This is a genomic window from Nostoc sp. DedVER02, assembly GCF_034530675.2.
In the GTDB taxonomy this organism is placed as follows: domain Bacteria; phylum Cyanobacteriota; class Cyanobacteriia; order Cyanobacteriales; family Nostocaceae; genus Nostoc.
In genome coordinates this window covers 81,930-97,876 of sequence record NZ_JAVRCP020000013.1, presented here as the reverse complement: position 1 = coordinate 97,876, position 15,947 = coordinate 81,930, and the positions used below count along the sequence as shown (strand labels likewise).

The 15,947-nt window shown below is 42.1% G+C and carries 12 protein-coding genes; 7 read left to right on the top strand and 5 right to left on the bottom strand.

Annotated features, from left to right (window positions below; translation table 11 throughout):
* Positions 1-194: 194 nt before the first annotated feature.
* Both RMZ41_RS15250 and rppA read right to left on the bottom strand, forming a co-directional pair.
* Positions 195-1,475, bottom strand: coding sequence for a HAMP domain-containing sensor histidine kinase (locus tag RMZ41_RS15250; protein ID WP_322642193.1), 1,281 nt, complete (start codon positions 1,473-1,475; stop codon positions 195-197).
* 130 nt (positions 1,476-1,605) lie between these two features.
* Positions 1,606-2,286, bottom strand: coding sequence for a two-component system response regulator RppA (gene rppA, locus RMZ41_RS15245; protein ID WP_322642194.1), 681 nt, complete (start codon positions 2,284-2,286; stop codon positions 1,606-1,608).
* Positions 2,287-2,426: 140 nt separating this feature from the next.
* On the opposite strand from rppA, the gene RMZ41_RS15240 reads away from it, so the two are divergent.
* Positions 2,427-2,813, top strand: a complete 387-nt coding sequence (locus tag RMZ41_RS15240; RefSeq protein ID WP_322642195.1) for a hypothetical protein — start codon at positions 2,427-2,429, stop codon at positions 2,811-2,813.
* Positions 2,814-2,960: 147 nt separating this feature from the next.
* On the opposite strand, the gene RMZ41_RS15235 is transcribed toward RMZ41_RS15240, so the two are convergent.
* The gene (locus RMZ41_RS15235; protein WP_322642196.1) at positions 2,961-3,386 is read right to left on the bottom strand and encodes a universal stress protein; all 426 of its coding nucleotides are present in this window, start codon (positions 3,384-3,386) and stop codon (positions 2,961-2,963) included.
* A gap of 258 nt (positions 3,387-3,644) precedes the next feature.
* Here RMZ41_RS15235 and RMZ41_RS15230 point away from each other — a divergent pair, with 258 nt between their 5' ends.
* From RMZ41_RS15230 to accD, 6 genes are all read left to right on the top strand, one after another.
* Positions 3,645-4,253 carry a hypothetical protein gene (locus RMZ41_RS15230; RefSeq protein WP_322642197.1) on the top strand — a complete coding sequence of 203 codons (609 nt, stop codon included), beginning with the start codon at positions 3,645-3,647 and terminating at the stop codon, positions 4,251-4,253.
* A 38-nt stretch (positions 4,254-4,291) separates the two neighbouring features.
* The gene (locus tag RMZ41_RS15225; protein WP_322642198.1) at positions 4,292-7,042 is read left to right on the top strand and encodes an HAD-IC family P-type ATPase; all 2,751 of its coding nucleotides are present in this window, start codon (positions 4,292-4,294) and stop codon (positions 7,040-7,042) included.
* 290 nt (positions 7,043-7,332) lie between these two features.
* Positions 7,333-8,421 (top strand): 3-isopropylmalate dehydrogenase, encoded by a 1,089-nt coding sequence (gene leuB, locus RMZ41_RS15220; RefSeq protein WP_322642199.1) that lies wholly within the window; start codon positions 7,333-7,335, stop codon positions 8,419-8,421.
* 90 nt (positions 8,422-8,511) lie between these two features.
* Entirely contained in the window at positions 8,512-8,772 is a 261-nt protein-coding gene (locus tag RMZ41_RS15215) for a hypothetical protein (RefSeq protein ID WP_012409327.1), read from the top strand.
* 200 nt (positions 8,773-8,972) lie between these two features.
* Complete coding sequence (locus RMZ41_RS15210) at positions 8,973-9,809, top strand: A24 family peptidase (RefSeq protein ID WP_322642200.1); 837 nt, start codon at positions 8,973-8,975, stop codon at positions 9,807-9,809.
* Between the two features lie 523 nt (positions 9,810-10,332).
* Positions 10,333-11,283, top strand: a complete 951-nt coding sequence (accD, locus tag RMZ41_RS15205) for an acetyl-CoA carboxylase, carboxyltransferase subunit beta (protein WP_322642201.1) — start codon at positions 10,333-10,335, stop codon at positions 11,281-11,283.
* 105 nt (positions 11,284-11,388) lie between these two features.
* Here accD and RMZ41_RS15200 read toward each other — a convergent pair whose 3' ends face one another.
* Both RMZ41_RS15200 and RMZ41_RS15195 read right to left on the bottom strand, forming a co-directional pair.
* Positions 11,389-12,804 carry an MFS transporter gene (locus RMZ41_RS15200; protein ID WP_322642202.1) on the bottom strand — a complete coding sequence of 472 codons (1,416 nt, stop codon included), beginning with the start codon at positions 12,802-12,804 and terminating at the stop codon, positions 11,389-11,391.
* 617 nt (positions 12,805-13,421) lie between these two features.
* Positions 13,422-15,872 (bottom strand): ATP-binding protein, encoded by a 2,451-nt coding sequence (locus tag RMZ41_RS15195; RefSeq protein WP_322642203.1) that lies wholly within the window; start codon positions 15,870-15,872, stop codon positions 13,422-13,424.
* Positions 15,873-15,947 lie beyond the last annotated feature (75 nt).

Sequence of the window (15,947 nt, the reverse complement as noted above, 5' to 3'; positions counted from 1 at the left end):
TCCTATAAATACTTTTTTTTAATTTTTTGTGTTCTATGCTGCAAATAGCAAAGTGTTCTCGGAGAATGTCTGAACAGTTTTTTTTAGATGCTCTATTTAAAATTCGCTAACAGTGCCTTGTCTGTTTGCGGGTTGCTACACATAGCTCTTGGCTTTAGATTTTAATTATGAATCATCATCTCTTAAGGGTGATATTAGGAATGGCTCATAAGCGGTAATTTTATCTGGAACGTCGAGCCTTTACCCTCATTGCTGATCGCATGAATGTGACCGCCGTGAGCTTGGACAATTTGTTGAGCGATCGCCAATCCCAACCCAAATCCGCCGCTTTCTCTTGTACGTTCTGTGTCAACTCGGTAAAAGCGATCGAAAATATAAGGTAAATCTGCTTCTGGAATTCCAATTCCAGTATCAATCACCTGAATTACTGCCCGATCTGGATGAGGTTCTAAGCGTAACCAGACAGTTCCACCAGACGGAGTGTAATTGCAGGCGTTGTTGAGTAAGTTTTCGATTGCTAGCCGCAGCAAATCGGGGTCAGCCCACAACTCAATGGGTTGTTCTGGCAAATGGCTAATGAACTTGAGCGATGCTTTTGCCGCAATAGTAGTGTAATGAACAACTAGATTCTCCAACAAGCCATTAAGATTTACCCTTTTGAGTGATTCTGGAGTTAATTGTCCTTGATGCCGAGCCAATAACAATAAGTTATTGACCAAGGTACTCATCAACTTAGCGCTATCGATGATGTTCTCCATTGAGGGATGGATTTGGGGATGGTTTGCGGCCATTAGTAACCCAACTTGGGCATTGGTCAAAATTGCAGAAAGAGGCGATCGCAACTCATGAGAAGCATCTGATGTAAAACGCTGTAGTTGGTTATAGGCTTGCTGAACAGGCTGCATGGCTATACCACCGAGTACCCAACCTGTAAGTCCAATTAACCCCAGTGCTACAGGTACTGCCAGGCTCAACATTAACAGAAACTCTTTGAGATCGTTTTGAGTTTCTGTCAGAGGGATAGCAACTTGCAGATAGCCAATGACCGAATTTCCTCCTTGAACAGGCAGAGTTAACTGACGCAGCCAAAGCACTTTGTCTGTAAAGGGGTCAACGGACTCGATCGTGAGAAACCCAGATAATGTTTTTAACTGTTCTGGAGGTGGAGCCCCAAAAAAACGCTTGAGTTTGCCATTCGGGTTATACCAGCGAACATAGACCAGTTCAATATCAGCAGGATGAGAACCACTACCCAATAGCGGTATATTGCTCAGATCGACTTGTTTTTGTCCTTGATACAGCCGATATTGTGAACTGGCTGCCATTAGCTCTGCTCTTTTATAAAGCAGTTGATCTAATGCTTTGAGCTTGTCTTTCACCTCAAGATTATAAATGACTCCAGCAAAAAGAATGAGAATGCACCCCATTGAAAGGGTAAACCAACGAGCTAAGTTCCGACGACTGCGGTTAAACACAACTGATACTAATTCGTAATTCGTAATGACGCTCGATGACTCGCTAACGCTACGCTAACGTAATTCATAATTACAAGACTTGTAATTGAATTACACTACTGCCTATTCTCTGTCTCAGGCGTTTTAAATCTCAAGTTGGTTCTGGTGGGTTGAGACGATAACCCATACCATAGACAGTTTCAATCCAATCGGCTGCTGCTAATGTTTGCAAACGTTGGCGAAGTTTACGAACTATAACGGTGATTGCATTGCTTTCTGGCTCACTACCCCACTCCCATACGGCTTGCTCAATTTGGTTGCGAGTCAGGACTTGGCGGGGATGACGCATGAAATATTCTAGCAACTGAAATTCTTGGCTGGAAAGGGATACAGTCGCCCCTTGGCGCTCCAAAATTAGGGTATCGAGGTGAAGTTCGAGGTCTACCAAACGGAGGGTGTCTCCTTGCCAGAGAGGCGATCGCCTCCTCAATGCCCGCACCCGTGCCATGAACTCTATAATATCAATTGGTTTGACTAGGTAATCATCTGCTCCCGCATCTAAGCCGATGACTTTATCTGGTGTGGTATCTTTTGCCGTGATCATTAATACAGGAGATGTTTTTCCCGCCGCCCGATACTGTTGACACAAACTCACCCCACTAATTCGAGGTAACATCCAATCCAAAATCAGCAGGTCATATTCTTTTTCAGCTAAAAGCCATTGAGCGGTTTCACCATCCTTGACACCATCAACGCTGTGTCCAGCCTGAGAGAGAACCATTTGCAGTGGCATTAATTGTTTTGGATCATCCTCTACCAGTAAGATTTTCATCACCTTTATACACTTGTGCTTGTTTACAATAATGCATTGAAGCAATCTCAACTTCTTTCATCAGTCAGATTTCAGAGGATTGTCTATCCTATTCGGATATAGATCGAGTGTGACCTAGCAAAATCAGAAGTAGGTGTAATGTGTGGCGTATTAGTAAGCGTTGGCTGCAAGGGCTGGGATTAGAGTTTTGGTTGCCTCTACCAGTGGTAGCAATTGCATTTTGGCTTGGCTGTAGTTTCCTAGCTGCCCAAGAGTTAAGCCAACCCAATTCTACGGAAAATAAACTTCAGTCAGATACCCAACTCGAAGCCCGGATATCAGTCAATGTGTTGCTCATTAATGCCGCCGTCAACCGAACTAAGAGAATTACTCAAGTTGAAGTAGAAACAGCAGATCCCATTTTGAAGCGATTGGAATTAGAACTTCCAACGATAGAATTCAATCAAATAGAAGCAACAATTGCCCAAGAATTAGGTCTACCACGTCAGGATGTTAGAAAGTTAGTACGCTATGAATTTGTGGATTAACATCGATCCGATTTCAGGTTAGTACAGTGAAAATTAACTATAGTTGAAAGTTGAGAGGAAAACCAGAATTAAAGCGGCTATTCCTGCTAACAAGAACCCGATGTATTGTCCAACTCATATTCAGTCTGCAAAGTGTCTGTGAGAGAACTACTGACCTTGAACAACCAGAACGGAACATGGAGCGTGATGAACGACGTGATTGCTCACACTTCCTGCTAAAAGTTCGGCAAATCCCTTAAGTCCTCTGCGACCAAGCACAATTAAATCTGCTCCCCAACTCTGGGCTAAATCACAGATGTTAGTTCCAGGATCGCCTGTGCGAGAACTAAATTCTGCTAGAACACCGTGTTTTTTCGCTTTCTGATAGTAGAACCGCAGTAAACCCTGTGCCTGTTGTGTTTCTATTTCTAAATCTACTAAGTTCACAGTGAGTTGACTAGAAGTTGCTAGCTCAATACTGTGACCAATCATTAACTGAGCAGCGTCTTTTTGGGCTAACTCCAGCGCTTTTGCGAATACTGTTGCAGTTGCAGGTGAATCATCGACTGCCACTAAAATCTTCTTAAAGCTCATACACATCTCCAATAATCAATTACTTCATTCATCCGTCTTGTCTTTTAGCTTGAGGGATAAATGTGATTTAAAAGTGAAAGGTGAGTAGGATAAATAATTTATTCACTTTTCATTCACATTTATCGGTAATCCTGAAATAGAAGCAGATAAGCGTAACTAATACGGCTCACAATCAAACTTGAAAAGTTTAGTTTTCTACTATTTAGATACTAATAAACTTTTGTTTTCAACTTACTTGTTTTTATAGGAGATGTTGTGATGAATTTCCATCCAGTTAAAAATGCCACAGGCATCATTTCTACCCGTCAAGCTGCAACACAGGTGCTTGATGAACTTAGAGCGATTGACTTTCCTATGCAGAAAATTTCTGTGCTTAATTTAGACTCTGAACACGAAAAGTTGCACGAAGATACTAATACAGATAAACATCCCATAACTCCGATCGCAGGTGCTAAAGCAGGCGCAATTACAGGAGGAACAACCGGGGGCTTCCTGGCACTCACAGCCGGACTTGGCGTATTAGTTATTCCCGGTTTTGGCCCGGCATTAGCGGTTGAGTCTGTGCTGGCTACACTGCTGGCGGGTGGAGCGAGTGCAATTTTTGGCAGTGTGTATGGTGCTTTTCAAGGTTGGTTTGCTCCCGAAAGGCAAGCTAGACTCTATGAGCTAACTACCTTACAAGAAGAATTTTTGGTGAAGGTAGAGGGAACAGTAGATGAAATATGGCAAGCAGAATCGATTCTCCGTTATTGGGGTGTGCGAGAGTGGCATATTTATGAACTTAGCAAAAGATTCTCGCAATCACATCAATTTGAAAAAAGTACAGATTCAAACAGAGAAATCCAGATTAAATCTGATGAATCTTAATTACGAATTCGTTTAATGGTTACTGCATGGAGACAGAGATGGCAACAAATACGATCGCTACAAATACTTTTGCTGATTCCACAAAAGATTTACTCAACCATGAATGGCATACTCTGGCGGAACAGCAGATTTTACAAATGTTAGCCAGCCATCCAGAAGCAGGTTTGACTCATAAAGAAGCTACCACGCGGCATCAACAGATGGGTGCAAATCAACTAACTACTAAAGATGGCAAAAGTCCTTGGCTAAAATTTTTAGAGCAATTTAATCAACCACTACTATATATTTTGCTGACGGCAGGAATAGTAACGCTGCTATTGCAAGATTGGATAGATGCCGGAGTAATTTTTGGTGTCACCCTGATTAATGTCATCATTGGCTACATTCAAGAATCGAAAGCAGAAGGTGCGATCGCTGCTCTATCTAAAGCTGTCACTACTGAAGCAACTGTGATTCGTGATGGACAAAAAACCCGTCTGGCTTCCACTGAACTTGTTCCGGGTGATTTGGTACTGCTAGCATCTGGGGATAAAGTACCTGCGGATCTGCGGCTATTAAGTGTGCGTGGGTTACAAGTTGACGAGTCTGGTTTAACAGGTGAATCCGTTCCGGTGGAGAAAGCAACTCCATCGCTGGCTGTCGAAACACCATTAGCCGAACGCAGCAATATGGTCTATGCAGGAAGTTTCGTCACCTTTGGACAAGGAGAAGGGATTGTAGTAGCGATCGCAGATGCCACTGAAACCGGTCGGATCTCGCAGTTAATTGAAAGCAGCACAGGGTTGAAAACACCACTGACGCGAAATATCGACAAGTTTAGCAAAACCTTGTTGTATGTCATCTTAGCTTTGGCTGCCCTGACATTTGCAGTCGGATTAGGACAGGGTGAATCTTGGATTGATGTTTTCAAAGCAGCTGTGGCTCTGGTAGTCAGCGCAGTTCCCGAAGGATTACCTGTAATTGTCACAGTCACGTTGGCGATCGGGGTTTCCCGGATGGCACGACGTAACGCGATTATTCGCAAGTTACCCGCAGTGGAAACATTGGGAAGTACAACCGTTATTTGCTCTGACAAAACTGGCACGTTGACCGAAAATCAGATGACAGTCCAAAATGTTTATGCGGGTGGGCAACACTACACCGTTAGCGGGATTGGTTATGCCCCAGAGGGTGAAATCCTCATGAATCAGCAGCCTGTTGATTTCAATGCAAATGGACATATTGCTCTTTGGGAATCTTTGGAAGCGGGATTGCTGTGCAATGATTCTCACATCGAATGGCGAGACGGACAGTGGAATTTAATCGGAACCCCAACCGAGGGAGCATTGATTACGGCTGCTAATAAAGTGGGATTGACGCAAGAGAATCTAGAGCAAGAATTACCCAGAATCGATACTATTCCCTTTGAGTCCCAATTCCAATACATGGCAACTTTGCATGAATTGGATGCAAAGCGATCGCTGAATGTGATTTATCTCAAAGGTTCTGTGGAAGCAATTCTCCAACGATGCGATCGCATACTCGATAGTCAAGGACAACAGGCTGCGCTCAATCCTGCCGCAGTGGAACAAGAAGTTGCTGGCATGGCAAACCAAGGATTACGAGTGCTAGCTTTTGCGAGAAAAGAAGTTGCGGCTAAACACTCTTTAAATCGCCACGATCTCGATCGAGGACTGGTGTTTTTGGGACTTCAAGGCATAATCGATCCGCCCCGTGAGGAAGCGATCGCTGCTGTGGGTGCTTGTCAATCTGCCGGGATTCAGGTGAAGATGATCACTGGGGATCATGCGCTCACAGCTGCTGCGATCGCTCGCCAAATGGGAATTTGCTCGACTGAAGAACAAGTCTTCACCGGACAGCAATTAACTCAGATGGATGAAAAAGAATTCGCCCAAGCGGCCGAGCAAGGCATGGTATTTGCGCGAGTTGCTCCAGAACAAAAGTTGCATCTGGTGAAAGCGTTGCAACTCAAGGGCGAAATTGTGGCGATGACTGGAGATGGTGTCAACGATGCTCCCGCTCTCAAGCAGGCAGATATTGGGGTAGCGATGGGCATAGCCGGGGCAGAGGTTGCCAAAGAATCGGCGGATATGCTTCTAACTGACGATAACTTCGCCTCAATTGAAGCTGCTGTGGAGGAAGGGCGCGGGGTTTACCGCAACTTGCGAAAAGCGATCGCCTTCTTGCTGCCGATCAACATTGGAGAATCCATGACGATTTTGATTGCCATTCTCCTGTCTACTGCACTTCCCATTTTACCAATCCAAATTCTCTGGCTGAATATGGTCAGTTCAGTCGGGTTGATTGCTCCCCTCGCTTTTGAGCCAAAATCTGGACAGGTGATGCAACAACCACCACGCAACCCCAGAGAAAAGCTTTTATCGGGTGGGTTACTCAAGCGCATCTTGGCGATTTCCGCCTTCAATTGGCTAGTAATTTTTGGGGTATTTCAATGGATACTTCAAACTACAGACAATCAAGCCTTGGCACGCACGATGGCGATTAATGGGTTAGTGGCAGCAGAAATCTTTTACCTATTAAGCATTACCCAGCTTTTACCATCTCTAGTTGCCAGAATCCAAGGTAAACGCACACGCATAGCCTATGCACCTGCGATCGGAATTGTGGCTGTAGTGATTTTACAATGTCTGTTCAGTCAGTGGAGCATGATGAATCAAGTATTTAACACCACACCTTTGACATTTATCCAAGCTCTCATTTGTATGGGTGTCGGTTTGCCAGTAGTGTTCATCGCTCTGATCTTGCAGCGTTTCGATCCGCTCAATTAGGAGGACTCCTAATAGTAGTGGTTTATCGCATTAATTTTGATGGGGTTGATAAACGAACCGCAAAGGACGCATTCGCGCAGCGTCTCGTCAGAGAAGAACGCAAAGTTAAGAGTTAGAGAAGAGGGATTTAAAGCTGATTTACCTATCAAAACTTTTGCGACAGACCAGTAGTTTCAGACAATGCCAGATGATTACGTTAGAGCCGCACCCAAATCAATTAAAAATTCTATCGGTACATTTTGCTAGGTATGATATTTAATCTGTAAGCATTTACCTAGTAATAATCAGCTATGACCCAGAACTACCGCATTACTCTACTCTCCGGCGATGGCATTGGCCCTGAAATTATGGCAGTGGCGGTAGACGTGCTGAAAGTCGTAGGGAAGCAATTCGATCTGAAGTTTGAATTCCAAGAAGCCCTTATCGGTGGTGCAGCAATTGACGCTACAGGGGAACCCCTACCATCTGCCACTCTAGAGACTTGCCGTAACAGTGATGCTGTATTACTTGCAGCCATTGGTGGCTATAAGTGGGATTCCCTGCCATCTAATTTACGCCCAGAAGCAGGTTTGTTAGGGCTTCGTGCAGGTTTGGGATTGTTTGCCAATTTGCGCCCAGCGAAAATTTTGCCCCAGCTAATTGATGCCTCCACTTTGAAACGCGAAATTGTTGAAGGCGTGGATATTATGGTGGTGCGCGAACTCACTGGCGGGATTTACTTCGGTAAACCTAAAGGGATTTTTGCCACAGAAAACGGTGAGAAACGCGGTGTAAATACAATGGTTTACACAGAATCGGAAATTGAACGCATTGGGCGGGTGGCTTTTGAAGCGGCAAAAAAACGCGGTGGTAAACTTTGTTCGGTGGATAAAGCCAACGTATTAGAAGTATCTCAGTTGTGGCGCGATCGCATCACCCAACTTTCTCAGGAATATCCAGATATCGAACTCTCTCATTTATATGTAGATAATGCTGCTATGCAGTTAGTACGCGCTCCCAAACAGTTTGACACCATTGTTACAGGCAATTTGTTTGGCGATATTCTCTCTGATGCGGCTGCCATGCTTACCGGTAGTATTGGCATGTTACCCTCAGCGAGTTTGGGTGCTTCTGGGCCTGGTGTGTTTGAACCAGTCCACGGTTCCGCCCCAGATATCGCTGGACAGGATAAGGCAAATCCTCTAGCACAGGTTTTGAGTGCGGCGATGATGTTACGTTACGGTTTAGACCAACCAAAAGCGGCAGATCGCATTGAACAAGCCGTATTTCAAGTTTTAGAACAAGGCGATCGCACTGGGGATATAATTTCTCCAGGAAAAAACCTCCTTGGTTGCCGTGCTATGGGAGACTCACTAATTAGGGCTACTGAGGAAAAATAATTTTGTAGAGCAACTTGGGCAATTTGGCAACCTTTGCTATAAGTTTCGGGTAGACTATAGGGAAATCTAGCAATCAAATAACAGTCGATAGTGTACGCATTACGACAGAATCCAGTAAATTTCACCGCCCCAAAGAACCAATCGCCTTTGATTGATCCTGCTGTAATCAGAGCTGCTGGGCAGATATACTATACTCACTGTGAAGTTCATCCCGAAATCGCTGGGCAACCTTCCGGTGTAGCAATTAATCGTGTAAATCATCGAGGTAAGGTTATTTTTACTAACCAACCAGTTCTTTTACCTCAAGAGTGTTTTGTACCCTTAAGTCAAATTGAATCACATATCTATTAGTCATTGGTCATTGGTCATTTGTCTAACCCTTCCCACTCAGCACGTGCTAAACCATAGCTATCCGCTAACAGCATTGATGAGGGGCATTAGGCATTAGTCATTAGTTCTCGACAAAGGACAAATGACTAATGACTAATGACAAAAGACAAAAGATAAACGACAAATGACACAGGATTAATGACATAAGGACAAATGACTGTATGGACATTTTGTTCGCTATTCCAGCGAGTGTAATGGTCTTTGCTTTGGGTGCATCTATTGGTAGTTTTCTGAATGTTATTGTTTATCGCCTACCTGCTGGGTTGTCAATTCTTTGGCCGCCTTCTCGCTGTCCTAAATGCTTAAATCAGCTAAAAGCCTACGACAATGTACCAGTTTTCGGCTGGATTTCCTTAAGAGGGCGGTGTCGATACTGCAAAAGCAAAATTTCTGTCCGTTATCCCGTGGTAGAAGGGGTGACGGGCATAATTTTTTTGTTAGTTTTTTTAGTATTTCAAGTTTCGACTTTTACAATCGGCTATTGGGCTTTTTGTAGTTGGTTATTGGCACTATCGCTTATCGACCTGGATACCATGACCTTACCTAATCCACTTACTCAGTCGGGTCTAGTGGTAGGAATTTTATTCCAAATGGTCGTTGGTTATCTACCAGAAGGAAGTTTTGTCGCATTAGTAAATCACCTTATGATGGCCATAGTAGGTGCAGTGCTGGGCTTATGGCTATTTGATGCGATCGCCCTATTGGGTTCACTTGCCTTTGGGAAAACTGCAATGGGCGCAGGTGATGCCAAGTTAGCAGCCATGATGGGAGCCTGGTTAGGCTGGAAATATTTGCTCTTAGCTAGTTTTATTGCCTGTGCGTTGGGAGCCTTAATTGGTAGTGCTGTTATTATGCGTAGACGCAAAGCGACATCAAGAAAAACTTTAGGACAAAAAATGCCTTTTGGCCCTTTTCTAGCTTTAGGATCTGTGATTACCCTGTTTAGCGGCGAAGCCATTTTGTCTAGCTACCTGCGGTTATTTTTTCCAGCGTCTTGAATTGGAGTGACGAGTTGGAAGAGAAGGGGGATAAGGGGAGTAACCCATACCGAATACCCTTTCATAAGAAAAATTTATAATTCGTGACTGTAACCAACATTACCCCATCGCCCCTTCATATTTTGATAATATTCTGCTTGTGACTTGTATTACCCTCTTGAGACGATTAAGCGTTAGCAAGCACAAATGCAACAGATGTGGATCGTTCATAACCTAGCAATACGAATCATTGATTTGGGTGGGAGAGGGAAACATCTTATTTGGAGGTTGGTACTCTCATGGCTTTGTCAGTACGTCAATATAATTAAGTCTGCTGAAAAAAAGATCGGGAGACTTGTATTGGTATAAGTATTTTCGTTAAGCTGGCAACCAAAGATGATAATTAAGGTCTGAATTGCTTAAAAGCGTAGTTTGACGATGTAGTAATTAGTCATTAGGTAAAAACAAATAACTCATGACTAAGGACAACCCAATACGGTTTGACATGTTTTTGACCTCATACCCACTTAAAATAAAATAAAAAATGGCTAACAACGAAGAATCGCGTGGTTTAAAGTCTCTATTTGATTGGTTTGCAAATCGACGGAAATCAGGATCTACCAGCCTCGATCGCCAAGAACGTGAAATTGCTGATGGTCTGTGGCATAAATGCTCAAAATGTGGAGTGTTGGCATACACAAAAGACCTGAAAGCCAATCAGATGGTTTGTAGCGAATGTGGTCATCACAATCGGGTAGATAGCGATGAGCGCATTCGTCAATTGATAGATAGCAATACCTGGAAACCTCTAGACGAGCATTTGCGTCCAACCGATCCGCTAGAATTCCGCGATCGCAAACCCTACAGCGATCGCCTGCGGGAAACACAAGATAAAATCGGCTTAATAGACGCAGTTAACACTGGCTTAGGTCAAATCAATGGTTTGCCCATTGCCCTTGGGGTTATGGACTTCCGTTTTATGGGTGGTAGTATGGGTTCGGTTGTGGGAGAAAAACTCACCCGGATGATTGAGCAAGCCACTCAACGGCGGTATCCCGTAGTGATTATCTGCACCTCCGGCGGCGCGAGAATGCAAGAAGGAATGCTCTCCTTGATGCAGATGGCGAAAATCTCCGCAGCCTTACAACGCCATAAAGACGCGCGACTATTATATATTCCAGTTTTGACCAATCCCACAACGGGCGGCGTTACTGCAAGTTTTGCAATGTTAGGCGATATCATTTTGGCAGAACCCAAAGCAACAATTGGTTTTGCCGGTCGGCGAGTGATTGAGCAAACCCTACGAGAAAAACTGCCCGAAAATTTTCAGACTGCTGAAGATTTGCTCCTGCATGGTTTTGTTGATGATATCGTACCTCGTACCCAATTAAAGAATACCCTAGCCCAGCTGATTGCTCTACATCAGCCTGTACTAACACCACCTCACATGGTTTTGTGGGAAACAATGTCTTTAACTTCCACCGCAGCAGAATAGAATGTGGGGAATGGGGAATGGGGAATTGCTCAATAACCATAGTTATTCTTCCCTTGCTTCCCCTGCCCCCTACCCCCTGCTCCCTGCCCCCTGCCCCCTGCCCCCTTACCTTCCCGGCTCTTGGACAAAAACTAATGGAACAAGTGCTGCTAATCGAAATAGGCTAGAGAGAGCAAACACCCCTAATAAGCCTCCAAATTGAGCAAATTGGACGATGAAGCTGCCTATAGTTGCGCCTAAAGCACCACTTGCTCCAGCAACAGCAGCTGCGATCGCAAAATAGATAGACTGATTTTTAGTTGGTGCGATCGCTAATTGTATATTGTTGCTGCACAAGTCAATCGCCGCCCAAGTACCTCCAGCCAAGATGTGTAACAGAGGTAGCCATAACCAAATATCAAGGCGATTAGCACCAATCCCGAGCCATAGTAATAGTGTAGCTGCAACCAAAATCCCTATAAAGATGAGGATGGGACGATTGCCTATCTTGTCTGCTAATTTTCCCCACAAAATAAGCATTAGCAAAGTTGCCGCCGCCTGAAGGCTGTTGTAGATAGTCACATAACTTACATCTAAATCTAGCGTGTCCAGCATATAGAGGTTAAAAAAAGGACTGCTGAGGTTAACAGCAAGTGCCCAGAAGCTGAAATACACCAGAAATCTCAAAAAATTTGAGTTTTTCCAAACACTGTTAGCTAATTGGTTTTGTGTTGGATGAATTGATTGAGCGACTTCAGAAGATTCATCTTTCGCAACCTCTGGCTGAATCTCATTTGTTTGAGTTGACTTGCCATGATAAGTGTTTTGCGATCGCGGATTCATATCCACTTGAAAATACTGACATCCCAATCCCGCAATTCCCAACACAATGCTTATTAACAAAACCACCCCATAGCCTTGTAGAATTCCACCATACCAATGTGATACAGCTAAACCAGCCATTGGTACGCAAACCAAATTGGTGAGGTTTGCAGCACTATTGCGTATGCCAAAATATCTACCTCGCAATCGCCGGGGAACTATCATTGCAACCCAACTTAGCCATGATGCCGTTCCTAATCCTCCCAAAAGATTGCTGAATAGGACAATCACGAGTGTCAATATCACTAACTGGTGAGTATCAATCACTCCCAAACTTACGCCTACAATACCTATGACTAGAACCAGCCATAACAACCGCCCAATTCCGTGTGTCTGAAGAGAATATTGAAAGCGGCTAGTGCTACGTTCAGACAAGTAAGCACCCAACGGCTGAATAAGATTGACCAACATGGGGATAGAGCAAAGCATCCCAAATACCACGGGACTAGCACCCAATTCTACCAAGAAGTTGCTGAGTAGAATCCCGCCAGTTCCAAGAGAGTAAACTGCTGCTAAGACAGAATCCGCAGTGGAGGCTTTTAAACTTGTGCGAATTGCATCCTTGGGAATTCGAGAGGTTGGAGAAATTGCTGTTGCTGGTGAGGAAATCTGGGAAATTTCCATCAGTGGCGCAGTTGTTTCAACCTGAACAAAATCCATAATGTATGTTTATCAGTAAAGCATCCTGACATAAATCCGGTTGTCGAAGAACTCAGTATGCTTTTATTAGCATTTTTAACAAGTTTTCGTTATTCTAGCTTGCGATTTCAAACAAAAATTTCAGATAAGTAAATATCACTCCCAATACTGCTGGGGTTTTGCATTTTTAACTCGGAATTGGGTTTGGGGTAAAGGTTAAAGGTTTTTTCCTTCCCCTTTTCCCCAAAACCCGACAAGTATTGATATCAACTTTAGTGCTTATCAAATAAGGACTGAAGTCTTTACTACGAACTTTCTTACCCGACTATCAGCACAGTTCAACGATAATTCGATCAATTAGTGTACCTCATAACTTCGGGAAGTGCTGTATAGTATGGCTGACACCAGGGGTAACAGCCCTGTTCGCACAACGTCCGTTATGCAACAGGGACTTCTCTAATCTTTCTGGACAATCACATAACTGTGTGAATAAATAAGTCAGCAAAATTTTTAGCTCTGGCGATCGCTATTATTTCTACGCTTCTTAACAGCAGTTTTCGAGGATTAAAATTTCGCATATTCCTAAAGTTATTTTCCACTACTGTAAAAAAGGGCATGCCATTTTTATGAAGCTATTGCTAATACAATGACCATTCTAATTTCAGAGTTTCTAACTTAGGATTCTTCACACTCATCCTTTTACATTCTTCCAAAAATTCCTTGACTTGTTCTTGGTTTAGACTCAAACCACCATCTTGCAGATTGTTGATGTAAGTAATCACATCTGAAGTTGTTAAAGCTGAACTTATTTCTTCTAAAAGAATCGCATTTTTAACTTCCCGACAAACTAACTCAATATCTGATGAGGTAAATCTCATACTTTTTTCTGCCAAAATTTCAAAATTAGCTAGCTGATTCATATCAATTTTTGACAGGTAGTGTTTAAATAAATCTATTCTTTCTATTTGAGAAGGTGGAAAAATAGGAATTTTCCAATCCAATCTACCAGAACGTTTTAAAGCACTATCAATTCCACTCAAATAATTAGTAGCAGCAATTACAATTACGTCACTATTTTGAAGATTATTTAATTCTATAAGTAATTGGTTAATAGTTGCTTTTTGGTCTGTGTGTGCGTTGTCTTCGTTTCGATTAAACCCAATACTGTCTAACTCATCAATGAATAAAACTGAAGGAGCTTTTTTCTTAGCTTGGGCAAATATATCTCGAATATTTTTTTGACTTTGACCTATCCAAACACTGATAATATCAGCCGGAGAGAACTTAAAGAAATATCTTCCAGACTCATTAGCAAAAGCATTTGCGAGTAAAGTTTTACCGCATCCAGGTAATCCATAGAAAAGAATTCCACCAATTGAATTCTTGTATCCTTTAGATTGGAGATTCAGGAGTCTAGTTAGTTTTTCTTTTTCTTCGTTTAAACCTTTTACTTGGCTAAAGTCAAGCTTAAATTCTTTGATGCGGTTAGTAACTGGATATGCTTGCACTAAACTAGCTTTTTTAACCGCATACTTAAAGGATGGATAGTCGATAAAATCAAATGATACAGGGACTAACTGGTGTTTTTCATAATCAGGAGCCATGATTATAACCTGGAAGCGATCGCCATAATATCCAGACAACTTATATTCCAATATTTCCTTAGCCTTTTTCAGTTGGTAATAGTTGCGTGCAATTTCAAAACCGGGAATTACCAACCAGAGGCTTTCTAGCTTATTTGGCCATACTTTTGATTTTCTTAAAACTCTTTTAATTGGATCTAGAAAAAGATTATTATCCTGAAACTCTTGATATTTAAGAGTTTCAATCTCAACTACTATTTGATTTTTTACATAGACTTCTATAATTTCACTCTGGTACTCTCCATCATCATCTGATGTATCTTCGTCTGTTGTCTCCTCATCACTAGAAGTCAACTCAACTTCACAGCCGATATGAGACAAATCATATCCTAGAGTTTCCAAAGTTTTAATAGCAAAATACTTGAGATAAATATATTCTTTGCTTTCTTGCTGCCACTTTAGAGTGTAAAAATGTTCTGGCTTTATCTTTAGCAATAACTGGGACTCAGCCTGTACTTGAGCTTTTTGTAAATCTAAAAAATAATCTCGCAAAGATACATCATCTTCCTCTATTTCATAATATGGAAGTTCTAGCAGGAGACGGAAATGGGCATATATTTCTTCTTTATGTTCAATAGAGAGTTCATTTGGATATTTACACCTAAGAGTAAAAGTAAAAGGAATTTTACTAGCAACTCTATCTACCAAGTATCCTAAAGCGTCTTCTTGCTGATGAGCTTGGATTTCTAATACCGATGGACAATGAAATAAAATAAAAAACTGTTCAGAATTATATTTGTTGGCAGATAGAGATATTTGTTCAAACTGCCGATCGAATTTTTCAGAATCAAGCAACTCTAAACCAGTACTACCAAGTAGAATGCTGGTCATAGTTGAGCGATAAAACTGAAAAATACTAGCATCAGAGATAGGATTTTCTTGTTCATCTTCACAATCTTTATCTTCTGAGACAATACTTGTAGGAATTTTCCTATTGGCAGCTTTAGGTATAGTATTATAACCGCTATATTGATATTTTCTAATTAATTCATAGTTAATAGTTTTGACAACAATATCAGAGAAGAAATCTTCTACTTGTGGAATCAAAAAAATACCTACTGGCTGATGAGAATCTAAACACGCTTGGAATCGTTCGTATTCTTGTTCAGAGCCGAAATCAAATAAGTAGTAAAAAAAATCATGTTTGACTGAAATCGTCTGTTGTAGTTTGACTGAAATTGATTCAGATGCAGCTACTTTATTTATTGGCTCTACACCTTTAATAAAAATAGCTATTTTTGTATCTAACGGAATATACAAATCCAAGTTAGGATTTGTACAAAGTCCCAATTCATCAAGAGCAGTATTAAAATTGTCTATAAATGATTGACTTCTACGCTGGTAGCCAAACTGTTCTATGATAGTTTTCACGCGGAGGCTTTTTTGGGGTTTTCCAGTTCTCTGAAGTTCACTTTTAATCGAACGTAAGTAGGTTGTATATGACATTTTGTGTATTCTTGCTTGAGTAGAGTTAATTAGCATCTCCAAGGAAGCTAAATATATAGTTCCCTAAATTGCATA